Raw genomic sequence first — 26,075 nt, 5'->3', positions numbered from 1 at the left:
GCCCGCCCCGGCGTGCCGACACCGCCGGAGGACGCTCCGCGGCCGGGCGGCGGTCACCGAGTCCGGCGGCGCAGCAGGTGTACGGCGACGACGGCCCCGCTGACGATCACCTGGACGAGCAGCATCGGGTACGGGTCGGCAGGCCGGGCGGCGAGCGCCCACAGCAGCGGCAGGCAGCCGAGCACCGCCATGTCGAGACCGGTCAGGCCCCAGATGAACCAGCCGGTGGGGATGTGCGAGCCGGTCATCGGCATGACCACGGGGGTCGAGGCGTGGTCGACGTGCCCGCGCCGCGCCAGGCGCGACGCGGCCACGGCCAGCACGGGCGCCGCCGCCGGGCCGAACAGCGCCCACGGCCCGGCGGGCAGCGCCCCGGCCCGTGCCAGCAACGCCAGCGCGACCGCGTACCAGGCCGCGGCCAGCACGGACGGCAGCGCCAGGCGGGCCGCGTCGGCGGCCGGCTGCCGTACCCCGAACAGGCGGGAAAGCGCCGGGCTGTCCGCGTCGTGGCGGGCGCCGCCGGAGCCCGCGCTCGCCGCGGCCAGCGCGAGCACGAATGAGGCGACCACGGCCACCGGCGCCTGCGCGGGCCACACCGTGACCAGGACGGCGGGCAGCGCGGTCGCCCCAGCCAGGGCGAGCGGGCGCAGCGGGCGGCGCGCCAGCACCCGCCAGTCGAGCCAGGCCAGTGCGAGCGGCCCCGGCCAGGACGGCCACCGCCGCGAGCGCAGCCGCCTGCCCCGCCAGTACGCCTGCTCGACCGCGCGGGTCAGGAACGACGGCTCCAGCCCGACGGCGGTCTCGGTCGCCACCCCCACCCGCCCGGCGGCGTCTGCCACCGGCCCGGCCGGGAAGCCCGCGAGCCGCCGCCACACCAGCAGCGCCAGCACCAGCGCCACCGCCACGGCCAGTCCGGCGGCCGGCAGCAGCCCGGACAGCGGCACCGCGGGCAGCGAACCAGCTCGCGGCGCCGAATCATCGACGACGGTGGCAGCTTGAACGACACGTCGCGTCGCGGCACCGGTAGGTGCCCCGGCGGCCGGTTCGGCGGCGGCCGGCGAGATCGAAGTGGACGGGGTGCCGGCAGTCACGATGGAGCCGGGCGGCGGCAGCAGCGGCGCGGCGGCGGTGAGCACGGCTGCGGCGGTCACGGCGAGGGCGACCCGGCGCAGGCGGCGGGTGGCCGGGGCCGAGGGCTGGGCCAGCGTGGCGAGGCAGACTGCGGCCAGCCCGGCCGCCGCGCCGATCAGGACGGTCGCGCCCAGCCGGAGCGGGCCGTGGTCGGGCATACCCAGCAGGCGGACCGCCACGGCGGCCGTGGGCGCGCCGGCGACGACGCCGAGGGCCGCCGCGCGCCGGGCGGCGGGGGCGAGCACCGCACGCCGGTCCAGGGGCGACAGCAGCAGCCAGCGGGCATCGGCGGGGGACAGGACGACCGGACCGGCGAGCGAGGCGAGCGCGACGAGCCCGGCGAAGTACGCCACCAGCAGGGCCAGCCCGGCGCGGGCGGCTGCCGGATCGGCCGCCGCGAGCGGCTCGGCCAGCCGGGTGAGCACCGTGTGGAACGGCCCGAGCAGCAGCACCACCAGGACGGCCACGCCGAAGACGCGGAAGTAGCGGTCGTACCAGTCGGCGGGGGCCCGGCGGGCCCGGGTCGCGGCGCGGGCGGCCCGTACGGCTCCCGCTGTGGGGACGGCCATCAGGCGGCGGGCGCGGATGCGGGGGCGGACGTGGGGCGGAGCGTGTCGCCGTCGCCGTCGCCGTCGAGCAGGCGGCCGTCGCGCATCGGCAGCACGCGCGCGCCCGTGCCCTCGGCCAGCGCCGCGTCGTGGGTGGCCATCACGATGGTGCCGCCGCCGTCGGCGTACGCCCGCAGCAGCGCCGCGAGCCGGACGCGGAACGCGGCGTCGAGCTTCTGCTCGGGCTCGTCGAGCAGCAGCAGGCGGCTGGGGCGGACGAGCACCGACGCCAGCGCGAGCCGCTGCCGCTGGCCGGAGGAGAGCGTCAGCGGGGTGGCCTCGGCCCGCCCGGCCAGCTCGAACTCGTCCAGCGCCCGTGCGACGGACAGGACCGGAGGGGTGCTCGTGCCGTGCGTCAGCGGGACGAGTTCCAGGTGCTCGCGGACGGTCAGGCCGGGATACCAGGCGGGCTCCTCGGCGGCCAGGGCGACCTCGCGCCAGAAGGCCGGGGCGGCGCTCGGCGCGGCGCCCAGCACCCGCACCTCGCCGCCGCCGGGCCGGAGCAGGCCGCCCAGGCAGCGCAGCAGGGTGGACTTCCCACACCCGTTCACCCCGGCCACGGCGGTGATCTCGCCCGCGCCGACGGTCAGGTTCACCTCGCGTAGCACGGCGACCTCGCCGTACGCGACGGACACGCCCCTGGCCTCCACGATCGCCACCCGCCCACCCTAACGAGCCCCGCCACCGCCCTCGCCCGCCCGCCGACCGGCCATGATCGTCCGACTTGCCTGGCACATGGGCGGAAGGGCGCTCAAGATACGCCCACCTGCCAGGCAAGTCGGACGATCGAGGAAGGGGTGGGACGCGACGAGGGGCGGCCGGCGGTTGCCGGTCGCCCCTCTTCGGGTGGTGCGGGTCAGAGGCCGAGTTCGGCCTCGAAGTTGCCGCTCTCCAGGCGCTCCTTGACGGTGCCCAGGAAGCGGGCCGCGTCGGAGCCGTCCACCAGGCGGTGGTCGTAGGAGAGGGCCAGGTACACCATGTAGCGCGGCACGATCAGCTCGCCCAGGCTCGCGTCGTCCACGACCACGGCCCGCTTGACGACGGCGCCGGTGCCGAGGATGGCGACCTGCGGCTGGTTGATGATCGGCGTGTCGAACAGGGCGCCCCGGCTGCCGGTGTTGGTCAGCGTGAAGGTGCCGCCCGACAGCTCGTCCGGCAGGATCTTGTTGGAGCGGGTGCGCTCGGCCACGTCGGCGATCCGGCGGGCCAGGCCCGCCAGGTTCAGGTCGCCCGCGTTGCGGATCACCGGGACGATGAGGCCCTTGTCGGTGTCCACGGCCATGCCCAGGTGCTCGGCGTCGTGGTAGGTGACCGTGCCGGCCTCCAGGTCCATCGACGCGTTCACGTTCGGGTGCACCCGCAGCGCCTCGACCGCCGCCAGCGCGAAGAACGGCAGGAAGGACAGCTTCACGCCGTTCTTGGCGAGGAAGTCGGCCTTGGCCTGCTCACGCAGCTTGGCGATCTTGGTGACGTCCACCTCGACCACGGTGGTGAGCTGCGCCGAGATCTGCAGCGACTCCACCATGCGCTTGGCGATGGTGGTACGCAGCCGCGACAGCTTCTCGGTGCGTCCGCGCAGCGGGCTCGGCGCGGCCTTTGCGGCCGGAGCCGCGGCGGGCGCGGCCGGAGCGGCAGCGGCGGGGGCGGCGGCCGGAGCCTTCGCCTTGGCCGCGGCGTCCAGCACGTCCTGCTTGCGGATCCGCCCGCCGACACCGGTGCCGCTGACCTTGCCCAGGTCCACACCGTGCTCGGCGGCGAGCTTGCGCACCAGCGGGGTGACGTAGCCGTCAGCGCCGTTGACGTCGGCGGCCGGAGCCGGAGCCGCGGCGGCCGGAGCGGCCTGCACCGGAGCCGCCGGGGCAGCCGGTGCGGGAGCGGCCTGCACCGGAGCCGGAGCCGGGGCGGCCGGAGCGGGCGCGGCCTGGGCCGGAGCGGCGGGGGCCGCAGCAGCCGGAGCCGGAGCAGCCGGGGCCGGGGCGGGAGCGGCGGAGGCCGCACCCGCGGCGCCGATCAGGGCGAGCTGCGCGCCGACGGCGGCGGTCTCGTCCTCGGGCACGGTGATCTCCAGCAGGGTGCCGGCGACCGGGGACGGGATCTCCGTGTCGACCTTGTCCGTGGAGACCTCGAGCAGCGGCTCGTCGACCTCGATCGAGTCGCCGACCGCCTTCAGCCAGCGAGTGACCGTGCCCTCGGTGACGCTTTCGCCCAGCGCGGGCATCTTCACCGGGGTCGCGTCGCCCGCCGGAGCGGTCGCAGCGGCGGCGGGCTCGGCCTGAGCCGGCGCCGGTGCCGCCTCCTGTGCCGGAGCGGCCTCGGCCGGAGCCTCGGCGGCGGGGGCCTCCTGCGCCGGGGCCGGCGCGGCGGCGGCCGGGCTCTCGCCCTCGCCGGCGATGACGGCCAGCTCGGCGCCCACCTCAGCGGTCTCGTCCTCGCCGACGATGATCTTGCTGAGAATGCCGGCGGCCGGCGACGGGATCTCGGTGTCCACCTTGTCGGTGGAGACCTCGAGCAGCGGCTCGTCGACCTCGACCCGGTCGCCCTCCTGCTTGAGCCACCGGGTGACGGTGCCCTCGGTGACGCTCTCGCCGAGCCGCGGCATGGTTACCGATACCGGCATTGCTTCAGACTCCTCGGTGTAAGTGCTGATCCGCTGTGATTAGGACGAGGTGAGCTTATTAGCTCAGTTGTGGGCGTGCAGCGGCTTGCCCGCCAGCGCCAGGTGCGCCTCGCCGAGCGCCTCGTTCTGGGTCGGGTGCGCGTGGATGAGCTGCGCGACCTCGGCCGGGAAGGCCTCCCAGTTGACGATCAGCGACGCCTCGCCGACCTGCTCGCCCATCCGGGCGCCGATCATGTGGATGCCGACGACCGGGCCGTCCTTCTGGCGCACCAGCTTGATGAAGCCCTGGGTGCCCAGGATCTTGCTCTTGCCGTTGCCGCCCAGGTTGTAGTTGTACGTCTCGACGTTCTCCGCGCCGAACTTCTCCTTGGCCTGCGCCTCGGTGATGCCGACCGACGCGATCTCCGGGTCGGTGTAGGTGACGCGCGGGATGCCGGACTCGACGATCGGGGCCGGGTTCTGCCCGGCGATCGTCTCGGCGACGAAGATGCCCTGGAGGAAGCCGCGGTGCGCCAGCTGCAGGCCGGGCACGATGTCGCCGACGGCGTACACGTTGGGCAGGTTGGTGCGCAGGCGCTCGTCGGTGATGACGAAACCGCGCTCCATGGTGACGCCCTGCTGCTCGAAGCCGCAGTTGGCGGTGGCCGGGCCGCGGCCCACGGCGACCAGCAGCAGCTCGGCCTCCAGGGTCTCGCCGCCGGCGATGGTGACCTTGACGCCGGACTCGGTCTTCTCGACCTTCTCGAACGGCTTGCCGACCTTGAAGCCGATGCCGCGCTTGCGGAAGGTGCGCTCGAGCTGCTTGGAGATGTCCGGGTCCTCGGCGGCGACCAGGCGGGGCAGGGCCTCCACGATGGTCACGTCGGCGCCGAGCGACTTCCACGCGCTGGCGAACTCGACGCCGATGACGCCGCCGCCCAGCACGATCGCGGAGGAGGGGACGCGGTCCAGCACGAGCGCGTGCTCGCTGGCGATGACCCGCTCGCCGTCCAGGTCCAGGCCGGGCAGGGACTTCGAGTACGAACCGGTGGCCAGCACGATGTTGCGGCCGGTGTAGCGCTGGCCGTTGGCCTCGACGGCGTTCGGGGCGACCAGGGTGCCGGTGCCCTCGACGTAGGTGACCTTGGCGGCCTTGATCAGGCCCTGCAGACCCTTGTACAGGCCGGCCACGACGCCGTCCTTGTACGAGTTGATGCCGGCCATGTCGATCTCGATCAGCTCGGCCTTGATGCCGATGTGCGCCGCCTCGCGGGTCTGGTCGGCGACCTCGCCGGCGTGCAGCAGCGCCTTGGTGGGGATGCAGCCCCGGTGCAGGCAGGTGCCGCCCAGCTTGTCCTTCTCGATCAGCGCGACGGACAGACCCAGCTGTGCCGCGCGCAGCGCGGTGGCGTACCCGCCGCTACCGCCGCCGAGGATGACTACGTCAAAGGTGTCGCTCACGATCGCTCCAAGGTCGCGTCATTGCCACTGAGCCGGTGTGTGCTCAGCCCACACCCGGTCATCTTGTCACTGTCGGAGCGGGGGCGCGCACTGGAGGTGCTCAAGGACACGTCTGGCTACTCTTGCCCAGTACCATGCGCACCGAAGCGACGCCGTGTGAGAGGAGCAGGTGTGGGCTGGTTCCGCCGCCGGGGCGGGTCCTCGGCAGATGGCCCGGCCAATCCGGCCGACATCTCCCATCTTGAGCAGTTCGCGCAGTCCCGCCGGGGCGTCGAGGCGTTCATCGAGCCCCGGACGACGGTCACCGGAACCACCGTCATCCTGATCGCCCACGACGGCGAGTGGACCCGCCGCCGCATGCCCAGCCCCACGGTCGTCCGCCAGTTCGCCCGCCGCCTGTCGATGCCCGTCTACGACGTCCAGCTCACCGGGTATCCGCAGCGCATGCGCGACTACAATGCGCGCCAGAAACTCCGCCCCGCGGAGTGACGGTCTCGCCGTAACGGGGAAGATCGCTGTTTCGTGTCAAAAAGCGTGGTTGAACCGCACCTTGTGACACGAAACAGCGATCTTCTTAGTGAGCTCAGAACCCCGAGGCTCAGCCGTTGGCGGCCAGGTCGTCCAGCAGCGCGACCAGGGTGCGGACCGGGACGCCGGTGCCGCCCTTGCTCCAGTGGCCGGTGGCCTCGCCGGAGTGGAACGACGGGCCCGCGATGTCGATGTGCGCCCACTGGACGCCCTCGGCGACGAACTCGCGCAGGAAGACGCCGCCCTGCAGCATGTGGCCGGCGCGCTCCATACCCGCGCTGACCTGCAGGATGTCGGCGACGTCGGACTCCATCGACTTGCGGATCTCGTCCGGCAGCGGCATCGGCCAGGTCGGCTCGCCGACCAGGTCGCCCGCGGCCTTGGTGCGCTGGGCCAGGGCCTCCGAGCCCATCACGCCGGCGATGCGCTTGCCCAGCGCGATGACCTGGCCGCCGGTCAGCGTCGAGGTCTCGATCAGGTAGTCCGGCTGCGCCTCGCAGGCCAGCGCGATGGCGTCGGCCAGGATCATGCGGCCCTCGGCGTCGGTGTTGAGCACCTCGACCCGCTTGCCGCTGCGCATGGTGACCACGTCGCCCGGTCGGTACGCGTCACCGGACAGCATGTTCTCCGCGATCGGGATGTACGCGGTGACCGCGACCGACGGCTTCAGCTCGGCGATGGCGACCATGACGCTGGCCACCGCGGCGGCGCCGGCCATGTCCGACTTCATCTCCCACATGCCCTGGGCGGGCTTGATGGAGACGCCGCCGGTGTCGAAGGTGATGCCCTTGCCGATCAGCGCCACGGTGGTGGTCGCCTGCGCCGGCGTGTAGGTGAGCTTGACCAGGCGCGGCTTGGCGGCCGAGCCCATGCCGACGGCGAGGATGCCGCCGAAGCCGCCCTCGGTCAGCGCCTGCTCGTCGAGCACCTCGACGTCCAGGCCGGCCTTGCCGGCGACCGCGGCGATCTCGTCGGCGAACGACGGCGGGCGCAGCAGGTTGGCGGGCGCGTTCACCCAGTCGCGGGTGCGGGCGACCGCCGCGGTCACCACCGACGCCCGCTTGACCTCGGCGTTCGCGGTGGTCTCCTTGGCGTCCGGCACCAGCACCGACACGGCGGAGACGGGGTTCTTGCGGCCGGCGGCCGGCTTGCCCTTGTAGCCGGCGAACCGGTACGCACCCAGCGCGGCGCCCTCCGCGACGGCGCGCAGGGTGAGGGCGCCGTTGTCGTCGGCGTCGTCGGACAGCGGCAGGGCGAGCGCGACCTGCTGCGCGCCGGCCAGCGCGCGCACCGCGGCGGCGGTGGCGCGGCGCAGCGTGTCGGGCGCGGGCGCGGCGCCGGACGGCTCGCCGCCCAGGCCGACGGCGACCAGCACCGGGGCGGTGATCGTGCCGAGCGTGGCGAGCTTGGTGACCTCGCCCGCGCCGCCGGTCGCGCCGAGCAGCGCCAGGGTGGCGGTCAGCTTGCCGTCGAACGCGGCGGCGATGCTCTCGGCCCCGGACGCCAGCAGCAGCTCGCCGGCCGCGCCCTCGGCGCCTTCCTGACTGTGTACGCCGATGACCACTGCGTCCACGGTGAGGTCGGCGGGGTCGGTGTCAGCGAGGCTCAGCGATGGCAGAGCCGTGGTGGGCGTGGTCACAAAGTACTCCTGGTGGAAGTGGGTTGCTGCGCCGATGCTAACGAACCCCAAACGCCAGGGTAAGTTGCGCTCATGACCGACGTGGGTTCAAAAGACTCAGCCGACCTGCTCAGATCCCCTCTGCACGAGCGTCACGCCGCGCTGGGAGCCAAGTTCGCCGCATTCGGCGGCTGGGACATGCCGTTGGAGTATGCCGGAGGCGGGGTGCTCAAGGAGCACGCCGCGGTCCGCGAGGGGGTCGGCGTCTTCGACGTGAGCCACCTCGGCAAGGCCCGGATCACCGGGCCCGGCGCCGCCGAGTTCGTCAACGCCTGCCTCACCAACGACCTGGGCCGCATCAAGCCGGGCAAGGCGCAGTACACGCTGTGCTGCGACGACGCGACGGGCGGGGTGGTGGACGACATCATCGCCTACCTGTACGGCGAGGACCACGTCTTCCTGATCCCCAACGCGGCCAACACCACCGAGGTCGTCCGCCGGCTGACCGCCGCGGCGCCGGCAGGCCTGACCGTCACCAACGAGCACGCCGACTTCGCCGTGCTGGCGGTGCAGGGGCCGCGCTCGGCCGAGCTGCTGGCCGAGCTGGGGCTGCCCACCGAGCACGAGTACATGAGCTTCGCCACAGCGGAGCTGGACGGGGTCACCCTCACCGTGTGCCGCACCGGCTACACCGGCGAGCACGGCTACGAGCTGGTCGCCCCGTCGGCCGACGCGACGCGGGTGTGGGACGCGCTGTTCGGCGCGAGCGTCGAGGTCCGCGCCTGCGGCCTGGCCGCCCGGGACACGCTGCGCACCGAGATGGGATACCCGCTGCACGGGCAGGACCTGTCCCTGGACATCACCCCGGTGCAGGCCCGCGCGGGCTGGGCCGTGGGCTGGAGCAAGCCCGAATTCTGGGGCCGCGACGCGCTCACCGCCGAGAAGGCGGCGGGCCCTCGCCGCACCCTGTGGGGCCTGGTCGCCAACGACCGCGGCATCCCGCGCCCGCACATGGCGGTCCTCTCCGGCGACACCACCGTCGGCGAGATCACCAGCGGCACCTTCTCCCCGACCCGCAAGGTCGGCATCGCCCTGGCCCTGCTCGACACCTCCGCCGCCCTGTCCGAGGGCGACACCGTAGAGGTCGACGTGCGCGGCCGCCGCAGCTCCATGACCGTCACCAAACCCCCCTTCATCACCCCCTCCGTGAAGTGACCTGAGCAAAGGAAGGGCACCTTCTTAACGCTTTGCGTAGAGGAAGGTGCCCTTCTTAACGCCCGGGTCTGCCGGGCGGGAAGCAAGATCGCCAGCTCGTGTCACAAGGTTCAGCCCAGCGCAAGGTTCCGACCCGAAACACTGATCTTGGCCGCGGCCGCGAAGATCGCGTCGATCTTGCGCGAAGTGTTGCCCTTTTGTCCGGATAGCGCGTGTCGCACCCACAGTTCGCGCAAGATCGGCGGGGTGGGGCGGTGGGGCGGTAGCGTGCGGGCGTGGCGGTTAGTTATGAGCAGGTGCGGGAATGGGTGTTGGGGCTGCCGGGGACCGGGGAGGTGATGGTGGCGGAGTGGGGGCATCCGACGCTGCGGGTGGGGGACAAGATGTTCGCCTCGGGGCAGCCGGGGAGCACCACGATGACGGTGAAGGCGAGCAAGGAGGAGCAGGCGTCGCTGCTCGCCGAGGCGCCGGACGTGTACGCCGTGGCGGCGTACGTCGGCCGGTTCGGGTGGGTGCAGGTGGATCTGGACCGGGTCGACGCGGGTGAGCTGCGTGAGCTGGTCGTGGAGGCGTGGCGGCGGACCGCGCCGAAGAAGCTGGTCAAGCAGTACGACGCGGAGGTCTAGCCGCCGAGCGGCTTGCCCTCGGTGCAGCGGCTCAGCCACATCGCGGCCTCGTCGCGGGAGAGCACCTCGTCGAGGGTGATCGACGCGGCCATCATGGGGAAGCGGCGCGAGTTGTCCCAGGTCCGCTCGTAGGGCGGCGCCTCCAGCTGGATGATGCGCAGGCCCTCGGGGGCGGGGATGTCGGCGGGCACGCCCTCGTTCCAGATCCAGCCGCCGTACGCGTCGACCAGGTTGAACCAGCCCTTGACCTGCCCGCCGAACGCCTCGTACGGCGCGTCCAGCGCGACGGCCGTCCACGCCGGATCGACGCGGAGCCCCTCCAGCATGCCGGCGGAGGCCGGGCCGGACAGCGCCGCGGCCAGCAGCACGTGCAGCTGGAAGTTGTCGCCCACGCCGCTGATGCTGACCCGCCAGCCTCGGCCGGTGCCCCGGTGCAGGACCAGCAGCTGCTCGGCGTCCAGCACCGACAGCAGCATCGACACCCAGCCGGTGTCCTCGCGGACCTGCTCCAGCGCGGTGAACGCGGCCCGTACGCCGGGCGTGCAGCGGCAGGCCAGCCGCGCGGTGGGGGACTGCTGCAGCACCGTGGTGGCGCAGCGCATCCAGGAGGCCAGCCCGAACCAGCTCTCGGTCAGCCGCACCGCCTGGTCCGGCGCGATCACCTCGTCCAGCCGCTCCAGCGTCGTCTCGAACTCGGCCTGCTCCGGCTCCGGCACGCCCTCCTCGGGGAACTCCCGGGCCCACACGTGCGCGAACTCGGCGGCCTGGCCGGCCACCTCGGCCAGCCGCATGCACAGCACCATGGCCAGCGGGTCCGGGTCCGCGCCGCGCTCGACCAGCGCGCCGCACAGCACCGCGAACTCGCCGCCGAAGCCGGGGCCCAGCTCGGCGAGCATGCCCGCGCAGGCGCTCAGCGCGGCGGTCAGCTCGCCGGGCGAGGCGGTCTGCGCCGCCTCCCACAGCTGCGCCGTGGCCGACTCGAACGCCTCCAGATCGCGTTCGCGGCGGGCGCGCATCAACGTGTCGCAGGCGCGGGCGAGCGGCGTGGCGGACTCGAAGATCATTCGCGTCATGCTAGTGGCAAGCGGCTCAGAAGAGAACCAGTCCGACCGTGATCAGCGTCGTCGCGGTCTCGGACAGGAAACCGAGCACGTCCCCCGTGACGCCGCCGAGACGGCGTACCAGATGGGCGCGCAGCGCGGCCGTCGCGGACAGTGCGATCACGACGGTGAGCGGGCCCTGCCAGGGGCGATGCGGCACCGCGGGCAGCGCCAGCGCCGCCGCCAGCGCGGCGTTGACCGCCGCCGCGACCGGGCCGACGGTGCCCGCCACCAGGGCGCCCATGCCGCCGGGCCGGGCCGCCGGGATGCCGCGGCGGCAGGCCGCGGTGATCGCCAGGCGGCCCCCGGCGACCGCGGCCGCGACGGCGGCGAGCAGCGCGAGCGGCGGCCGGGTGGACAGCTGCGCCAGCGTCGCGGTCTGCAGCAGCAGCACCAGCACCAGCGCGACCACGCCGAACGGGCCCACCTCCGGCGACTTCATGATCTCCAGGGCGCGCTCGCGGGAGCGGTACGAGCCCAGCGCGTCGACCGTGTCGGCCAGCCCGTCCAGGTGCAGCCCCCGGCTGAGCAGTGCGGCCAGGCCGACCGTCAGCGCCGCGGCGACCAGCGCGGGCAGGCCCGCCGCGAGCAGCGCCAGCACGCCGCCGAGCAGCAGCCCGAGCAGCGCGCCGACCGCCGGGGCCAGCCGCATGGCCCAGCCCGCGACGGCCCGGTCCAGCCGTTGCGGCCCGGCGACCGGCGCGACCGTGAAGGTGGTCAGTGCCAGCCGCAGGCCGTCAGTCCACGGTGGACGTGTCATCGGTGCGGGACTCGGCCGGGTCGGTCTCGTACTCCGGCTCGTCCTCGACGTCCTGCAGGTGCGCGGGCGGCTCGTCCAGCAGTGGCGGGAGCGCGGGCAGCGACGCGGCCAGCGTCAGCGCCGAGCGCAGCAGCGGCAGCGCCAGCAGCGCGCCCGCGCCCTCGCCCAGGCCGGTGTGCAGGTCGGTCAGCTGGGTCGCGCCGAGCACGTCCGCGGCCAGCACCGTCGTCGGGTGGCGGCCCGCGTCGGCCACCGCGCACCACAACCGCGACTGGCTGCCCAGGTCGCGCGCGACCAGTCCGGCCGCGACCCCGGCGGGGCCGTCCAGCAGCACGGGGGTACGCCGCGCGGTGGCCCCCAGGATCACGCCCGCCGCCACGGCCAGGTCCGCGCCGCCCAGCTCGCTGAGCATCTCGCGGGCCGAAAGGACCCGCCCGCGCACGCGGTGCATGGCGTCGCGCACGGCGGCGCAGCGCTCCATCCACGCCGTGTCGTCCACGGTGCCGTCGGCGCTCACCACCCGGGCCAGCAGCCCGGGGACCTCGGCGCCGGTGACCGCGGAGACCACCGCGGCCGCGGCCGCCTCCGCGCCGGCCCCGCACGAGCCCAGGATCAGCAGGTCCACCCCGCTGTCGACGGCCTCGTCGGCCAGGCGCCAGCCGCGGCGCAGCGCGTCCTCTACGGACTCGGCCGGCATCGCCTCGCCGTGCTCGATCGCCCCGGCGGGCACGGTCTCCACGACCTGCAGGCTCACCCCGTGCTCCGCGGCGAGCAGGCCGATCGGCCCCTCGCCCTGGCGGGCGTCGGCGGCGGTACGCGCGGAACGGCGCGGCGACAGCCCGGCCGCGACCCCGCCCTCGTGGTCGCCGTGCAGCAGGAGCAGGCGCGGCTGCGCCCACGGCGCGGGCACCGCGCGGCCCTGCGCGGCGGCGGCGAACAGCACGATCTCGGCCAGCCGGCCCAGGCCCGCGCCGGGGATGTCCAGCAGGTCCAGGTGCTCGCGCGCCGCGTCGCGAGCGTCGCTGTCCGGGATGGGCAGGTTCATGCCCGGCTCGATCACCAGGCCGTTGTCGGCGACCTGCGGAACGGGCTCGCGATTCGCGGGGGCCGCCGAGGGCCGGGGCGCGGCGGCCGTGGGGCTGACCACCTCGGGGATGTCGTATTCGGTGACCGGGGCGGCCGGAGCCGCGGCGGCCGGGGCCGGGGTGGTCGAGGCCAGCGCGGCGGCCGCCGCGACCGCGGCAGCGCCGTCGTCGGCCGGGCCGCCCGGCGTGCCCGCGCCCTCGGCGGCACGGTCCGCGACGGACACGGCGCCGAACTCGATCGCGCCACCGGTCTCGGTGTCCGGGCGGCGCAGCCAGGCGGGCTGGCCCGCGACCACGAGCGCCACCGAGTCGCAGGCGGCGGCGACGGCCTGATTGGTCAGTCCGAGCAGGTCGGCGAAGCGCACCCCGGCCTCGGTCGGCGGCACCACGGACAGGCCCACCTCCGGGCTGACCAGGACCAGCCGCGCCGGGCAGGAGGCGACGGCCGCGGCCAGCCGGCTCACGTGCATCGCCGCGTCCGCGCGGTCGAGCAGGCTCACCACCCAGCCGCCCAGGTCGTCGACGAGCAGCGTCTCCTCGGCGGTCGCCTGCTGCAGCGCGGACGGCAGCGCGTCGGGGTCGCCGTACGTCTCCAGGGTCACCCACGTGTGCGGGCGGCGCGCTCGGTGCGCGGCGACCCGTTCGGCGAAGGCCGGGTCCCCGCCGTCCGCGAGCGCGGTGGCGAGATAGCGCACCGATCGCGCGCCCAGCAGCAGAGATTCGGCGAACTCGCTCTTACCGGAGCGGATCCCGCCGAGCACCAGCACCCGTGCCCCGATGTTCGTGGGCTGACCGTCATGCGACATGCCCGTACCTTATGACCTTCGCTCCCGGGGCGGGTCAGCGGATGCGTGCCTGCGCGGCGGCGCGGGCGGTGCCGGATAAGCTGATCGCCATGACGTGGAGCTGGCGGTACGAGGACGCGGAGGGCAAGCCCGTCGAGGGCCCGAACGAGACGTTCAGCAACCAGGCAGACGCGGAGTCGTGGCTGGGGCAGACCTGGCGTGAGCTGGTCGCCGCCGGTACGGCGGAGGTGGTGCTCGTCGAGGGCGACCGCGACGAGTACCGGATGAGCCTGCAGGGCGCGTGACCGTCCGCCGCGGGGCCGCCGGACAGGCGGCCCCGCGGCGGTCCGGTTCACGGGCGCTGGGCGGGGGACTCGGTCTTGGCCGGGTCGCGCTCGGTGACCGGCTCGACGATCTCGTCGATCGCCTTGAGCAGGTCCGCGTCGAGCTTCACGCCTGACGCCTTGACGTTGTCGCGCACCTGCTCGGGGCGCGAGGCGCCGATGATGGCCGACGACACGTTCGGGTTCTGCAGCACCCAGGCGATGGCGAGCTGCCCCATGGTCAGCCCGGCCTGGTCGGCCAGCGGCCGCAGCTGCTGCACCCGGGTGAGCACGTCCTCGGCGAGCCAGCGTGCGATGAAACCGGCGCCGGACTTCTCGTCGGTGGCCCGGGAACCGGCCGGCGGCGGCTGGCCCGGCTGGTACTTGCCGGTCAGCACGCCCTGCGCCATCGGCGACCAGACGATCTGGCCGATGCCCAGCTCCTCGGAGGTGGGCACCACCTCGGCCTCGATGACCCGCCACAGCATCGAGTACTGCGGCTGGTTCGACACCAGCGGGATCCGCAGCTCCTTGGCCAGCGCGTGCGCGGCGCGGATCTCCGACGCCTTCCACTCCGAGACGCCGATGTAGTGCGCCTTGCCCGCGTGCACGATGTCGGCGAACGCGCTCATCGTCTCCTCGAGCGGCGTGGCGTAGTCGTAGCGGTGCGCCTGGTAGAGGTCGACGTAGTCGGTCTGCAGGCGGCGCAGCGAGCCGTCGATCGACTCCATGATGTGCTTGCGGGACAGGCCCCGGTCGTTGCGTCCCGGGCCGGTCGGCCAGAACACCTTCGTGAAGATCTCCAGCCCCTGGCGGCGCTCGCCCTTGAGCGCGCGGCCGAGCACCTCCTCGGCGCGGGTGCCGGCGTACACGTCGGCGGTGTCGAACGTGGTGATCCCGCTGTCGAGGGCGGCCTGCACACACGCGGTGGCGGCGTCCTCCTCGACCTGCGAGCCGTGGGTGATCCAGTTTCCGTACGAGATCTCGCTGACGAGCATCCCGGAACGGCCCAAATGCCGAAAGTCCATGCCCACGACCCTATGCCCGGCCGGAGCGGCCGGGTGCGGGAGGGTTGAATCTTCTACAAAACCGGTTTCGTGTCGGCGAGCAGGCGGTCCAGCTCCTCCATCACGACCTGGCGGCTGGGCAGCTCGGGGTCGATGAACGGGCGGCCCTTGCGGTCCAAAGCGCCCCAGCGGCCGGCGGGCCCGGCGATGAGGAACGCCACCGGGTGGATTACCAGCGCGGGGTGCACCGGCGGGACGACCACGGCGCCGGTGCGGTCCACCACGCCCTTGCGCCCGCCCGCGTCCACGATGGCCAGGCCCTCGTCGGAGAAGCCGTCGACGTAGCGGCCGTCGGTGAGCGCGGTGGCGAACCCGGTGAACTGGAACGGCACCACGGGCCGGCCCTGCTTGTCGACCGCGCCCCAGCCGCCCCGGCGCACCGCGGCCAGGCCGCGGCGGAACGGGCGTACGTCGTCGAAGCCGGTGGAGATGATCACGCGGCCCTGCTTGTCGATGGCGACCCAGCCGCCCGCGCCGTCGCGCGACACCCAGGCCAGCCCGTCGGAGAACGAGCCCACGCCGAGCCACCCGGCCCGGCCGTCGATGAGCCGGTTGCCCGCCTCGTCGATCAGCTCCCAGGTCTCCATCTCGGGGCGGCGCACCCACGCGGCGCCGTCGCGGAACGGCTGCACGTCGGCGAAGGCCGGGGCGATGACGGTGCGGCCGTCCGCGCCCGCGAAGCCCCAGCACTGCACCCGCTCGTCGAAGCGCGGCACCGGCGGCTTGCTGACCTGCAGGATCTCGTCCGAGCTGCGCGGGTACGGCCCCATGCCGTTCTCGGCGATCTTCATCGAGACCGCGTCGAGGGCCATCTCGGTGCGCGCGATCAGCTCCGGGTCCTCGACCTTGCGCAGCTCCAGGGCCTTCTCGAAGTGGTTGAACGCCTCCATGTAGCGGCCCTGGTCCAGGCAGGACCGCCCGGCGTGCTCGTGCATGGTGGCGCGCAGCCGGTCGGGCAGCTCGGTCGAGTTGGCCTCGGCGAACAGCTTGTCGGCCTCGGCGAAGTCGCCGCGCCACTGCAGCACGTGGGCCAGGCGCGCCTTGGCCAACGCGATCCGGCGCAGCTCGCCGGTCGCCTCCGCGTGCACCAGCGCCATCTTGCCGTCGGACAGCGCCTTGGACAGGTCGCCGAGGATGCGGGAGACGACGGCGCGCAGGCTGAGCAGCCGGGCCCGGGTCGGGTTGTCGGTGGCCGGGGTGAGCTTCTCGGTCAGCCGGTCGCGGATCTCGCGCAGCTCGTCCGGGTTGTCCACCAGCTCACGCAGGGTCTCGTGGTGGAAGCGCCACTGGTACGACGCGAGCACCTGCTCCGGGTCGGGGCCCGCCTCGGGGGTGGGCTCCGGCTCGGGCGCGGCGGCCGCGGCGGCCTCGCCCGCGGTGACCGGGGCGGCGGCCGCGGGCGCGGGGGCCTCGGCACCGGGTGCGGCGCCCGGCCGGACCAGCGGGTGCATCATGGTCGGCGCGGCGAGGGCGGTGGCGGCGCCGGCCGCGACCGCGGTGACCGGGAGCACGGTGTCCGGGCTGGCCACGACCGGCGCGCTCGGTGCGGCGGGGGAGACCGGGTTGACCGAAACGGGCGCCGCGGAGACGGGCGCGGCCGACTCGGGCGCCGAAGCGGCCGGCTCGGCGGACACGGGCGCGGCGGCCTCGGCGGCTGCCGGGGCCTGGTCGGTCACCGCGGGCATCGTGCCGGTGTCGGCGCTGGAGTGGCGCCCACGCCGGCCGGGGGCCGCCGGGCTGCCGTCGCCGGTCGCGGGTGCGGCCGAGGTGCCTGCGGCAGGCGCGGCGGCCGCGGTCTGCGCCGGGGCGGGCGGCTGCGCAGGGGAGGTCGGGGCGTCCTGGTGGATCGGCGGCGCGGCGGGCGCGGCCGCGGCGGCCTGCACCGGCTGCGGCACGGCCTGCTGGCCGGGTCCGTGCTGCCCCGGGACCTGCCCATACGGCGGCTGGCCGGGCATACCGGGGTGGCCCTGCTGGGGCACGCCGGGCTGGCCCTGCGGCTGGCCGTAGACCTGGCCCTGCTGAGGGCGCTGGCCCTGCGGCGGACCGTACGGCGGCTGGCCCTGCTGGGGCACGCCGGGCTGGCCCTGCGGCGGGCCGTAGGGCGGCTGGCCCTGCGGGCCGGGCTGGTTGGGGCGGCCGTAGACCTGGCCCTGCTGGGGACGCTGGCCCTGCTGCGGGCCGGGGCCCTGCTGCGGGTGGCGACCCTGCTGCGGCGGGCCGTACGGGCCGGGGCCCTGCTGCGGGTGCGGCTGGTTCGGACCGCCGTAGACCTGGCCCTGCTGCGGGCCGGGGCCCTGCGGGCGGTACTGCGGGCCGGGCTGGGGCGGCATGGGGCCGGGGCGGCCGCCACGCTGCGCGCCGGGCGCGTTCGGGTCCCAGTTGCCCTGCTGGGGCGGGCGCTGCCCGTTGGCGGGCGGGAACGGGCCGGGCGGCGGGCCCTGGCCGGCGTGCGGCTGGCCGTACTGCTGCGGGCCGTTCGGGTGCGGCTGGTTCGGGCCCGGCTGGCCCGGCTGGCCCGGCTGCTGGCCCTGCGGCTGGTTGCCCTGCTGCTGGCCCTGCGGCTGGTTGCCCTGCTGCGCCTGATTGTCCGGGTTGTCCGACGGCGGGCGCTGTCCGGGCACCCGAGACCACGGCGACGTCGGCGTACCGGCCCAGGCCGGCGTGCCGCGGTGCCGCTCGTCGGTGCGCTCGTCGCTCACGCCCCACCTCGCCTGATCCGGGTCCATCGATGACACAAAACGCATCGCGAACCGGGACGCCACGAAGGTATCGTCACCCGGCCCGAAAAAAGATGCGGCTGCGAGTGGAGGGTACGGGGTGGGCTTCATCACCGCCACTGCGGATCGGCTCCCAATCCGAAACTTCACCGAGTCGGCGGGGCTCATCCGGACGTTGGGCGCATCGGGTTTCCGGAGATTCTCGACATATCGCCAGGCCACGGTGGCCGCCACGGTCACCAACACCATGTTCGGCTTCCTGCGCACCTACGTCATGCTGGCTGTGGCCGGCTCGGCCGCCGCGCTCGGCGGGCAGGCGGCCGGCTACGACGCGCCCCGGCTGGTCACCTACGTCTGGGCGGGCCAGGGCCTGATCGGCGTGGTGCTGCTCTGGGGCTGGACCGACCTGGCCGACCGCATCCGCTCCGGCGACGTCGTCACCGACCTGCTCCGCCCGGTCCACCCGGTGCTCGGCTACCTGCTGCCCGACCTCGGCCGAGCGGCGTACGCGCTGCTCACCCGTTTCACCGTGCCGATCGCCGTGGGCGCGCTCGCGTTCGACATGTACGTGCCCCGGCGCGCCGCGACCTACCCGCTGTTCGCGGTGTCGGTGCTGCTGGCCCTGCTGGTGTGCTTCGCCGGGCGGTTCCTGGCCAACGCCGCGGCGTACTGGCTGCTGGACAGCCGTGGCGTGCTGATGACCTGGGCCGTCTGCGCGGGCGTGCTCGGCGGGCTCTACTTCCCGATCCGGTTCCTGCCCGACTGGGCCGCCGCCGCGCTCTACTTCGGCACGCCGTTCCCCTCACTGCTCCAGGTGCCGCTGGACGTGCTCGTCGAGAGGGACCCGCCGCTGAGCCAGCTGGGCCTGCTCGGGCTCCAGGCGGGCTGGGCGGTGCTGCTGCTGTGGGGCTGCGTCGCGGTGCAGCGGCGCGCCGAGCGGCGGCTGGTGGTGCAAGGTGGCTGAGCCCTCGGCCGCCCCGGCCGCGGCCCCCGCCGCCGCGGACCGCACCGTCCCGGTCGCCGCCGGCGGCGTGGCGGACGCTTCCACCTCGACCGCCGCGATCTACCGGGCACTGCTGCGCGCGCAGGTCCGTGCCCAGGCGTCGTACCGGGCGAGCTTCGTGCTCGACCTGGCCTCCAACGTGATCTTCCTGGGCGCCGACCTGCTCACCGTGCTGGTGCTGTTCCACCAGGTGCCCGCCTTGGCCGGTTTCACGCTGGCCGAGTCGCTGCTCGTGTTCGGCCTGGCCGCGCTCGGGTTCGCGCTGGCCGACCTCGCCGTCGGCAACATAGAGCGGATGAAGCAGCACGTGCGGACCGGCCTGCTCGACGCGGTGCTGATCCGGCCCCTCGGCGTGCTGTCCCAGCTCCTGGTGCTGGACCTCGGCGTGCGCCGGGTCGGCCGGGTGATCACTAGCACCGCGGTGCTGGCCGTCGCCGCATACCAGGCCGGGGTCCGGCCCACCCCTGCCAACCTGCTGCTGCTGGTCGTCACGCCGCTGGTGGGCGCCGTGTTCTTCAGTTCGGTCTTCGTGGCTACCGCCACCGTCGCGTTCTGGTGGGTGGAGTCCGGCGAGCTGTCCGCCGCGCTGACCTACGGCGGGCGCGACTTCACCTCGTACCCGATGACGGTCTACGGCGGCTGGTTCCGGCACCTGCTGGCGTTCGGGCTCGGCTTCGGCCTGGTCGCGTACTACCCGGCCCTGATCCTGCTGGACCGGCCCGACCCGATCGGCGCCCCGGCCTGGCTCGGCTGGTGCGGCCCGCTGCTCGCGCTCATCGCCGCCGGGCTCGCCGCGCTCGTCTGGCGCACCGGCGTACGCCACTACCGCAGCACCGGCTCGTGAGGGGGAGCGCGTGAACGTCATCGAAACGCGGGAGCTGCGCAAGGAGTTCAGCGTCCGGGTCCGCCGCGGGCTGCTGCGCCGGGAACGGCGTACCGTCGCCGCGGTCGACGGGGTGGACCTGACGGTGCAGCGTGGGGAGCTGCTGGGTTACCTCGGGCCGAACGGCGCGGGCAAGTCGACCACGCTGAAGATGCTGACCGGCGTGCTGCACCCCTCCGGCGGCCGGGTGTCGGTGTGCGGGCTCGTCCCGGTGCCGCAGCGGATCCAGCTGGCCCGCCGTATCGGCGTGGTGTTCGGGCAGCGCTCGCAGCTGTGGTGGGATCTGCCCCTGCGCGACTCGTTCGAGCTGCTGCGGCACATCTACCGGGTGCCCGGCGGCGAGCACGCGGCCCGGCTGCGGCGCTGCCGCGACCTGCTGGACCTGGACGGGTTCCTGGACACGCCCGTCCGCCAGCTGTCCCTCGGCCAGCGCATGCGCGGCGAGCTGACCGCGGCGCTGCTGCACGGCCCGCAGATCCTGTTCCTGGACGAGCCGACCATCGGCCTGGACGTGGTCAGCAAGCAGGCGGTGCGCGGCTTCCTCGCCGAGCTGGGCGAACGCGGCGACACCACCATCGTGCTGACCACGCACGACCTGGCCGACATCGAGCGGCTGTGCCGGCGCATCGTGGTCATCGACCACGGCCGGGTGGTGCACGACGGCGGCATCGACGCGCTGCACGCCCGCTACGGCTCGCAGCGGCGCGTCGTCGTGGACTTCGACGTCGCGCCCGCGGCGCCGCCGGAGCTGCCCGGCGTACACCTCGAATCCGCGACCGGCCCCCGGCTGATCTTCACCCTCGACGGCACCGCCTCGATCGGGACCCTGGTCTCGGCCCTGACCGCCCTCGGCGGCCTGCGCGACCTCTCGGTAGCCGAACCGGAGATCGAAGAGGTCATCGCCCGCCTCTACCGCCACTGACCCCGCCCGCACTCCGCACCCCCGGCCCCGCTCCGCGCCGCGCCCCGCACGCTCCGCGCCGCGCCCCGCACGCGCCGCGCCGCGCGTTAGGAAGGGCACCTTCTTATCGCTATCCGTAGAGGAAGGGCACCTTCTTAACTCCAGGGTGGGCGGGGTTGGAAGGCATGATCACTGGTTCGTGTCGAAAGCTGCGGTCCAGCGCAAGGTTTTGACACGAAACAGTGATCTTGGCCGCCGGCGCACGCACGGTGCGGCACGGTGCGGCGCCGTGGAGCAGGCGTCCGGTGTGCGCTCGCCGACACCCGCTTCCGGGGGCGATCTTGGCCGGTTACACTTTCAGCTGCACAGGGCCGCAAGGGGCGCGCTGGTTGGGTGGGACGGCGCGCATTCACCGTGCCGTACCCGGAGCAGACCCATGGCCGCCCGTGCCTCCTACCGTGACCTCGTCCGCCTCACCGGACCCTGGTTCCTCGTGCTCGCGTTCCTCGCCCGGCTGCCCGCCGCCATGGGCCCGCTCGGCGTGATCACCCTCGTCGTCGCCGCCACCGGCTCGTACGGCACCGGCGGCCTGGCCGCCGCCGCGTTCGGCGTGGGCGCCGCGCTCGGCGGCCCCGTCGTCGGCACCCTCGCCGACCGGTACGGCCAGCGCACCGTCGGCATCGCCACCGCCCTCGTCGACGCCGTCGCGTACGCCGCGCTGGTCGGCGCCGTGCTCGGCGGTGTGCAGGCTGCCGTGCTGCTGCTCGCCGCGCTCGCCGGGTTCGCCATGCCGCAGGTCGGGCCGCTGGTCCGGGTGCGCTGGGCGGTGCTGCTCGGGGACCGCGGCCAGCAGCGCCGGCTGCCCACCGCGATGGCGTACGAGGGCGCTGCCGACGAGGCCTCCTTCCTGGCGGGTCCGGCGCTGGTCGGCGTACTCGCACTGTCCGGCTGGGCCGGGGCGCCGCTGCTGCTCGCCGCGGTGCTGACCGTGCTCGCCGCGGTGCCGTTCGCCCTGCACCGCACCGTCCCGCCGGTGCTGCGCGCTCCCCGCGCCACGGCCACGGCACCGGCCGGAAGCTCGGTCCCCGCCACGGCGAGCCCGTCCGGCGCTTCGGTCATGACGCGTTCGCGGACCACGTCCGCCGCGGCGCGCGTGTCGGCCGTGTCCGGCGCTCCCGCTGGAGAGGCACGTGCCGCGGGGATCGCCGCCGCGGCCGGTCAGTTCCCCGTGGGGCGGGTCGCGGTGCTGGTCGCGGCCATGTCGGTGATCGGTGTCGTGTTCGGCGCGACGCAGACCGGGGTGACCGCGTTCGCCGACGCCATCGGTGCGGCGGGCTCCGCGGGCCTCATCTACGCCGTGCTCGGGGTGGGCAGCGCGCTCGCCGGCCTGGCGGTGGCCTGGCTGCCGGAGTCGCTCGGCCCGGTCAGCCGCTACGTCTGGTCGGCCGCCGCGCTGGTCCTGGGCACCGCCGCGCTGCTGTACGCCCACTCGACCGCCACTGCGCTGGCCGCCGTGATCGTGCTCGGCGTCACGGCCGCGCCCTACCTGATCTCCGGGTACGCCCTCGCCGGGCGGCTCTCCCCGCCCCGCCACGCGGGCATGGTGATGACCCTGCTGGCCAGTGGCGTCGTCGGGGGCGTCTCGCTGGGCGCGGCGCTCGCGGGCCGCCTGGCCGACACGTACGGCTACCGCGGCGCCTTCGGGGTCCCGCTCGCGGCGGCCCTGGCCGGTCTCGCGCTCGCCCTCGTGGTCGCGCCCCGCCTGCGCCGCGCCGCACGGTCCACCGCCGAGCCGGACGCCACCGCGACCGCCGACCGCCACCCGGCTCTCACCACGGCCTGACCGGCGCACCTTCCTCGATCGCCCGCCCTGTTCCTCGATCGTTCGACTTGCCTGGCAAACGGGCGTATCACGCCTCAAGATCTGCCCACCTGCCAGGCAAGTCGAACGATCTTGAGTGCGGCGCGCGGCGTGCGGCGTGCGGCGGGCGGCGGGGCGGCGTGGCCGTCCGGGTCGGGCGGGTGGGGCGCGGGTGGGGATGTCGAGTGGGTGGGCGTGGGTGGGGGGCGTCACCGGCCGGGGATATCGTGGGCGGTAACTGACGAAACGGCTTGAGGTGATTACCCGATGGGCGCGAGCGGCGGGCGCGACGCGGGGCTGTGGCGCGACGCGGTGGCGATCAGCGCCGCGACCGGCGTCATCGGCCTGTCATTCGGCGCGATCGCGGTCGCGGGCGGTCTGCCCGCGTGGGCGCCGATCCTCATGTCGCTGCTCGTGTTCGCGGGCGGCTCGCAGTTCCTCGCGGTGGCGCTGATCACGGGCAGCCCGCTCGCCGCCGTGCTCGGCGGCCTGCTGATCAACGCGCGGCACCTGCCGTTCGGGCTGGCGCTCGGCGGCGCGCTGGGCGGCGGCCGGGCCGCCCGCTTCGCGGGCGCGCACGTGGTGATCGACGAGAGCACCGCGTTCGCGCTGGCCGAGCCCGACCCGGCCCGGCGCGGGCGGACCTTCTGGACGGTCGGCGTCGGCATCTTCGTGACCTGGAACATCGGCACGCTGATCGGTGTGCTGCTGGGCAGCGCCGTCGGCGACCCGGCGGCGTACGGGCTCGACGCCGCGTTTCCGGCGGGCCTGCTCGCACTGCTGCTGCCCTCGCTGCGCGACCGGGCGACCCGGGCCGCGGCGATCGCGGGCTCGCTCATCGCCGTACTGGCGACGCCTCTGCTCCCGGCGGGCCTGCCGGTGCTGTTCGCGCTGCTGGGCGTGCTCGCCGCGGTGCTCCTGCCCACCCCGGCCCGCCCCGCGGCGGCGACGCCCGCGGCCGAGGCCGAGCCCGTGCCCGGTGCGAAAGGCGGCCGCCCGGTATGACGATCCTGCTGGTCATCCTGGCCCTGGCCGCCGGGACCTACGCGACCCGGCTCGCGGGCGTCATGCTGCACGACCGCCTCGTGCTGCCCGAGCGGCTGCGGCACCTGCTCCCCATCGCCGCCACGACCCTGCTCGCGGCCCTGGTCGCCACGGCGGTCTTCACCGAGGCCGGGCGCCTGGCAGTCGGGGTGGCCCGCCCGCTCGGCGTCCTCGTCGGGGCGATCCTCGCCTGGCGCAAGGCCCCCTTCGTCGTGGTCGTGGTCGCCGCCGCGGGCACCGCCGCCCTTCTCCGCCTCGCCGGCCTTCCCTGATCCGGTCCCGGCAAGAGCCCGCGCGGCCGGGCATCCGCGCGCACTGCCGCACCGGCCTCAGACCGCCCGCCGCGCCCCGCCCAGTGCATCCGCCGCCTGCGCAACTCCGGATGGGCAGCAGGGCGTGCTCGCGACCGCGACTGTTCCAGAGCCGCGGCTGGAGAGGGGCCCCGGGCGGTGGCGCGCCGGGTCACAGCCGGCCTTGGGCACGGGCGGTCTGGAGGGCTGAAAAGAATCGGGACCGCCGTGCAGGCACGGCGATCCCGATTCGGGCGGTACAGAGGTTTCAGGCCTTGGTGGGGATCACGGGGTCGCCGAACTTCACCTGCGGCTGCGGCATGCGCATGCGGCGGAAGGTGATCCCGCGCATGACCGCGTAGAGGTAGAGCGAGCCCATCCGCTGCGTGGTCTTCGGGTAGTTCGCCTTGATCAGCTTCTTGATCTTCCGGCAGATCAGGATGCTGTCCACGATCACGGCCAGCGCCAGCAGCAGCCAGATCACGTTCGCGGCGAGCTGGATGCGCGGCTCGCGGATCTGGATCAGGAAGAAGATCAGGAAGGCGCCGCCGAAGAACCAGGTGCCGACGGTGCGCCGCGAGTCGACGTAGTCGCGGACCAGGCGCCGCTCCGGGCCCTTGTCCCGCGGCAGCAGGTAGCGCTCGTCGCCCGCCTTCATCCCGGCCATGGCCTCCTGGCGCTCGGACCGGTTCTTCTCGCGCGCGCGCTTGAGCGCCTCGCGGCGGTTCGCCGGCGGCGGCTCGGCCTTGCGGCGCTGCGCCTCGGTGCGCTTCGGGGTCGCGCGGCCCTTGCCGGGCGTGTGGGAACGCGACGCGCGCACGATGTCCGAAGCCTCGGTCTCGGCGACCGTGGGCTCGGCAGGGGCGTCGGTGGACTTTCGGGAGAACAACGGCACGCAGCAAGGGTAGCCGACCGCGTGGGCCACCTGCCGCCCACGCCGCAACCTGCTGTGAGCAGGCTCTCCCTGCCCGTGTACGGAACGACGCCGGCCTGTCGCGTCGAGCCCCCGAAGCGGGGACTCGACGCGACAGGCCGGCGTTCAGGCACGTGCGGGGCCCGCCGGAGGGCGGGACCGGGCTGGGTCAGCGGGAGACGGCGGCGCCGAGGCCGGCGAGCTTGGCCTCGAAGTCCTCGTACCCGCGGTTGATCAGGTCGACGCCGTGCACCCGGGAGGTGCCCTCGGCGGCCAGCGCGGCGATCAGGTGGCTGAAGCCCGCCCGCAGGTCGGGGATGACCAGGTCGCTGGCGTGCAGCTTCGACGGGCCGGCGATCACGGCCGAGTGGCGGAAGCCGCGGCGGCCGAAGCGGCACGGCGTGCCGCCCAGGCACTCCTGGAACACCTGGATGTTGGCGCCCATCTGGTTGAGCGCGCTGGTGTAGCCGAAGCGCTTCTCGTACACCGTCTCGTGCACCACGGACAGGCCGTTGGCCTGGGTGAGCGCGACGACCAGCGGCTGCTGCCAGTCGGTCATGAAGCCGGGGTGCACGTCGGTCTCCAGCGCGACGGGGCGCAGGTCGCCGCCGGGGTGCCAGAAGCGGATGCCGCCGTCGACCGGGTTGTCGTCGATCTCGAACTCGCCGCCGATGGACCGGAACACGTTCAGGAACGTGGTCATGTCGGCCTGGCGGGCGCCCTTGACGGTGATGTCGCCCTTGGTGGCCAGCGCCGCGGACGCCCAGCTGGCGGCCTCGATGCGGTCCGGGATGGGGCGGTGCGAGAAGCCGCCGAGGTGCGGCACGCCCTCGATCTCGATCACCCGGTTGGTGTGCACCTTGATGATCGCGCCCATCTTCTGCAGGATGCAGATCAGGTCGATGATCTCGGGCTCGACCGCGGCGTTGGACAGCTCGGTGACGCCCTCGGCGCGCACGGCGGTGAGCAGGATCTGCTCGGTCGCGCCGACCGACGGGTAGTTCAGCTCGTACTTGATGCCGTGCAGGCCGTCCGGGGCGGACAGGTGCAGGCCCTCGGGAGACTTGTCGACGACCGCGCCGAAGCGGCGCAGCGCCTCCAGGTGGTAGTCGATCGGGCGCGGGCCGATGTGGCAGCCGCCCAGGTCGGGGATGAACGCGTGGCCGAGCCGGTGCAGCAGCGGGCCGCACAGCAGGATCGGGATCCGGCTGGAGCCGGCGTGCACGTTGATCTCGTCGACCCCGGCGCGCTCCACGTTCGACGGGTCGAAGCGCAGCTCACCGGGCAGCGCACCGTTGGTCACCTTGACGCCGTGCAGCTCCAGCAGGCCGCGCACGATCTCGACGTCGCGGATCTTCGGCACGTCGTACAGCACGCTCGGGCTCTCGCCGAGAACGGTGGCGACCATGGCTTTGGAGACCAGATTCTTGGCCCCGCGGACCCGCACCTCGCCCTTTAGCGGGCTTCCTCCGCTGACGATGAGCACGTCGTCCGACAAGGCAGACCTCCTGGGTATGGGACGGGCCGGAAAAGGAAACCCCGGCAGCATAGCGCTGCGTG

22 protein-coding genes are annotated in these 26,075 nt (G+C 74.3%); 10 read left to right on the top strand and 12 right to left on the bottom strand.

Annotated elements, in window-relative coordinates; genetic code table 11:
• Positions 1-53: 53 nt before the first annotated feature.
• The 4 genes from CS0771_RS37150 to lpdA form a co-directional block, all read right to left on the bottom strand.
• Positions 54-1,700, bottom strand: a complete 1,647-nt coding sequence (locus CS0771_RS37150) for a DUF6297 family protein (RefSeq protein WP_212845308.1) — start codon at positions 1,698-1,700, stop codon at positions 54-56.
• Entirely contained in the window at positions 1,700-2,398 is a 699-nt protein-coding gene (locus tag CS0771_RS37145) for an ABC transporter ATP-binding protein (protein ID WP_212845307.1), read from the bottom strand. The genes CS0771_RS37150 and CS0771_RS37145 overlap by 1 nt, the downstream gene beginning before the upstream one ends.
• Before the next feature lie 197 nt (positions 2,399-2,595).
• Positions 2,596-4,356: a 2-oxoglutarate dehydrogenase, E2 component, dihydrolipoamide succinyltransferase gene (gene sucB, locus CS0771_RS37140; protein ID WP_212845306.1), complete on the bottom strand. Its 1,761-nt coding sequence runs from the start codon at positions 4,354-4,356 to the stop codon at positions 2,596-2,598.
• A gap of 63 nt (positions 4,357-4,419) precedes the next feature.
• Positions 4,420-5,796: a dihydrolipoyl dehydrogenase gene (gene lpdA, locus CS0771_RS37135; RefSeq protein ID WP_212845305.1), complete on the bottom strand. Its 1,377-nt coding sequence runs from the start codon at positions 5,794-5,796 to the stop codon at positions 4,420-4,422.
• A gap of 171 nt (positions 5,797-5,967) precedes the next feature.
• Between lpdA and CS0771_RS37130 the strand changes: the two genes are divergently transcribed.
• Positions 5,968-6,285: a hypothetical protein gene (locus CS0771_RS37130; RefSeq protein ID WP_203740704.1), complete on the top strand. Its 318-nt coding sequence runs from the start codon at positions 5,968-5,970 to the stop codon at positions 6,283-6,285.
• Between the two features lie 109 nt (positions 6,286-6,394).
• On the opposite strand, the gene CS0771_RS37125 is transcribed toward CS0771_RS37130, so the two are convergent.
• A complete protein-coding gene (locus CS0771_RS37125; RefSeq protein ID WP_212845304.1) occupies positions 6,395-7,963 on the bottom strand; it encodes a leucyl aminopeptidase in 1,569 nt (522 codons plus the stop codon).
• Between the two features lie 72 nt (positions 7,964-8,035).
• On the opposite strand from CS0771_RS37125, the gene gcvT reads away from it, so the two are divergent.
• Complete coding sequence (gcvT, locus tag CS0771_RS37120; protein ID WP_212845303.1) at positions 8,036-9,157, top strand: glycine cleavage system aminomethyltransferase GcvT; 1,122 nt, start codon at positions 8,036-8,038, stop codon at positions 9,155-9,157.
• Between the two features lie 275 nt (positions 9,158-9,432).
• The gene (locus CS0771_RS37115; RefSeq protein WP_212845302.1) at positions 9,433-9,783 is read left to right on the top strand and encodes an MmcQ/YjbR family DNA-binding protein; all 351 of its coding nucleotides are present in this window, start codon (positions 9,433-9,435) and stop codon (positions 9,781-9,783) included.
• Here CS0771_RS37115 and CS0771_RS37110 read toward each other — a convergent pair.
• Genes CS0771_RS37110 through CS0771_RS37100 form a run of 3 tightly spaced genes read right to left on the bottom strand, consistent with a single transcriptional unit; the run spans position 9,780 to position 13,534 of the window.
• Positions 9,780-10,847, bottom strand: a complete 1,068-nt coding sequence (locus CS0771_RS37110) for a hypothetical protein (RefSeq protein ID WP_212845301.1) — start codon at positions 10,845-10,847, stop codon at positions 9,780-9,782. The two genes, CS0771_RS37115 and CS0771_RS37110, sit on opposite strands and share 4 nt — an antisense overlap.
• A gap of 25 nt (positions 10,848-10,872) precedes the next feature.
• Complete coding sequence (locus CS0771_RS37105; protein WP_212845300.1) at positions 10,873-11,643, bottom strand: adenosylcobinamide-GDP ribazoletransferase; 771 nt, start codon at positions 11,641-11,643, stop codon at positions 10,873-10,875.
• Positions 11,621-13,534 (bottom strand): bifunctional adenosylcobinamide kinase/adenosylcobinamide-phosphate guanylyltransferase, encoded by a 1,914-nt coding sequence (locus CS0771_RS37100; RefSeq protein ID WP_212845299.1) that lies wholly within the window; start codon positions 13,532-13,534, stop codon positions 11,621-11,623. The genes CS0771_RS37105 and CS0771_RS37100 overlap by 23 nt, the downstream gene beginning before the upstream one ends.
• Positions 13,535-13,623: 89 nt before the next feature.
• Between CS0771_RS37100 and CS0771_RS37095 the strand changes: the two genes are divergently transcribed.
• Positions 13,624-13,818, top strand: coding sequence for a hypothetical protein (locus tag CS0771_RS37095; protein WP_212845298.1), 195 nt, complete (start codon positions 13,624-13,626; stop codon positions 13,816-13,818).
• A gap of 47 nt (positions 13,819-13,865) precedes the next feature.
• Here the strand turns inward: CS0771_RS37095 and CS0771_RS37090 are convergent, their stop codons facing one another.
• Positions 13,866-14,864, bottom strand: coding sequence for an aldo/keto reductase family protein (locus tag CS0771_RS37090; RefSeq protein ID WP_212845297.1), 999 nt, complete (start codon positions 14,862-14,864; stop codon positions 13,866-13,868).
• 53 nt (positions 14,865-14,917) lie between these two features.
• Complete coding sequence (locus CS0771_RS39340) at positions 14,918-17,602, bottom strand: WG repeat-containing protein (RefSeq protein ID WP_256442864.1); 2,685 nt, start codon at positions 17,600-17,602, stop codon at positions 14,918-14,920.
• Positions 17,603-17,843: 241 nt separating this feature from the next.
• On the opposite strand from CS0771_RS39340, the gene CS0771_RS37080 reads away from it, so the two are divergent.
• The 6 genes from CS0771_RS37080 to CS0771_RS37055 all read left to right on the top strand — a co-directional run bounded on the left by CS0771_RS37080 (position 17,844) and on the right by CS0771_RS37055 (position 23,584).
• The gene (locus CS0771_RS37080; protein WP_244871254.1) at positions 17,844-18,584 is read left to right on the top strand and encodes an ABC-2 family transporter protein; all 741 of its coding nucleotides are present in this window, start codon (positions 17,844-17,846) and stop codon (positions 18,582-18,584) included.
• On the top strand, positions 18,577-19,467 hold the full coding sequence (locus CS0771_RS37075) for an ABC transporter permease (protein ID WP_371821539.1): 891 nt from the start codon (positions 18,577-18,579) through the stop codon (positions 19,465-19,467). Before CS0771_RS37080 ends, CS0771_RS37075 begins: the two co-directional genes overlap by 8 nt.
• Before the next feature lie 10 nt (positions 19,468-19,477).
• Entirely contained in the window at positions 19,478-20,428 is a 951-nt protein-coding gene (locus CS0771_RS37070; RefSeq protein ID WP_212845296.1) for an ATP-binding cassette domain-containing protein, read from the top strand.
• 415 nt (positions 20,429-20,843) lie between these two features.
• Positions 20,844-22,250: an MFS transporter gene (locus tag CS0771_RS37065; RefSeq protein WP_212845295.1), complete on the top strand. Its 1,407-nt coding sequence runs from the start codon at positions 20,844-20,846 to the stop codon at positions 22,248-22,250.
• Between the two features lie 285 nt (positions 22,251-22,535).
• A complete protein-coding gene (locus CS0771_RS37060) occupies positions 22,536-23,273 on the top strand; it encodes an AzlC family ABC transporter permease (protein ID WP_212845294.1) in 738 nt (245 codons plus the stop codon).
• Entirely contained in the window at positions 23,270-23,584 is a 315-nt protein-coding gene (locus CS0771_RS37055; RefSeq protein WP_212845293.1) for an AzlD domain-containing protein, read from the top strand. The genes CS0771_RS37060 and CS0771_RS37055 overlap by 4 nt, the downstream gene beginning before the upstream one ends.
• Before the next feature lie 286 nt (positions 23,585-23,870).
• Here the strand turns inward: CS0771_RS37055 and CS0771_RS37050 are convergent, their stop codons facing one another.
• Together CS0771_RS37050 and murA are read right to left on the bottom strand one after the other, a co-directional pair.
• Positions 23,871-24,497 (bottom strand): DUF3043 domain-containing protein, encoded by a 627-nt coding sequence (locus tag CS0771_RS37050; RefSeq protein ID WP_212845292.1) that lies wholly within the window; start codon positions 24,495-24,497, stop codon positions 23,871-23,873.
• 187 nt (positions 24,498-24,684) lie between these two features.
• On the bottom strand, positions 24,685-26,013 hold the full coding sequence (murA, locus tag CS0771_RS37045; RefSeq protein ID WP_371821538.1) for a UDP-N-acetylglucosamine 1-carboxyvinyltransferase: 1,329 nt from the start codon (positions 26,011-26,013) through the stop codon (positions 24,685-24,687).
• Positions 26,014-26,075: the final 62 nt, after the last annotated feature.

This window comes from Catellatospora sp. IY07-71 (assembly GCF_018326265.1).
GTDB lineage: Bacteria > Actinomycetota > Actinomycetes > Mycobacteriales > Micromonosporaceae > Catellatospora.
This window is presented reverse-complemented; position numbering and strand designations above follow the sequence as displayed.

Excerpts from the sequence above, each read along its gene's own strand:
- CS0771_RS37060 (WP_212845294.1), top strand. The coding sequence starts at position 22,536 with ATGGGCGCGAGCGGCGGGCGCGACGCGGGGCTGTGGCGCGACGCGGTG.
- CS0771_RS37110 (WP_212845301.1), bottom strand. The coding sequence starts at position 10,847 with ATGATCTTCGAGTCCGCCACGCCGCTCGCCCGCGCCTGCGACACGTTG.
- gcvT (WP_212845303.1), top strand. The coding sequence starts at position 8,036 with ATGACCGACGTGGGTTCAAAAGACTCAGCCGACCTGCTCAGATCCCCT.
- CS0771_RS37100 (WP_212845299.1), bottom strand. The coding sequence starts at position 13,534 with ATGTCGCATGACGGTCAGCCCACGAACATCGGGGCACGGGTGCTGGTG.
- CS0771_RS37095 (WP_212845298.1), top strand. The coding sequence starts at position 13,624 with ATGACGTGGAGCTGGCGGTACGAGGACGCGGAGGGCAAGCCCGTCGAG.
- sucB (WP_212845306.1), bottom strand. The coding sequence starts at position 4,356 with ATGCCGGTATCGGTAACCATGCCGCGGCTCGGCGAGAGCGTCACCGAG.
- CS0771_RS37150 (WP_212845308.1), bottom strand. The coding sequence starts at position 1,700 with ATGGCCGTCCCCACAGCGGGAGCCGTACGGGCCGCCCGCGCCGCGACC.
- CS0771_RS37065 (WP_212845295.1), top strand. The coding sequence starts at position 20,844 with ATGGCCGCCCGTGCCTCCTACCGTGACCTCGTCCGCCTCACCGGACCC.
- CS0771_RS37055 (WP_212845293.1), top strand. The coding sequence starts at position 23,270 with ATGACGATCCTGCTGGTCATCCTGGCCCTGGCCGCCGGGACCTACGCG.
- CS0771_RS37105 (WP_212845300.1), bottom strand. The coding sequence starts at position 11,643 with ATGACACGTCCACCGTGGACTGACGGCCTGCGGCTGGCACTGACCACC.
- CS0771_RS37090 (WP_212845297.1), bottom strand. The coding sequence starts at position 14,864 with ATGGACTTTCGGCATTTGGGCCGTTCCGGGATGCTCGTCAGCGAGATC.